Genomic DNA, 243 nt, shown 5'->3' on the forward strand with positions numbered 1-243 from the left:
CCGCGCCTCCTCGGCGGTGCGTGAGAGCCCGCCGGTGGACAAGGACGGCTTCGCGCGACCTGGGGCCGGGGCGTTCCGCACCGTGGCTCACCGGCTGACCGGCACACCGGCACCCATCACGCCAAAGACCCGCGCCTGTGCCTGCGCCGCGCCTGCACCCGCGCTGCACCCGCACCCGCACCGCGTCCGAAACCCCGCCCACGTCGGTAGCCCAACCCGCATCGGCCCGCCCCCCCCCCCCCC

Origin of the sequence: Frigoribacterium sp. MCBA15_019, from assembly GCF_001864945.1 — a bacterium.
Lineage (GTDB): Bacteria > Actinomycetota > Actinomycetes > Actinomycetales > Microbacteriaceae > Frigoribacterium.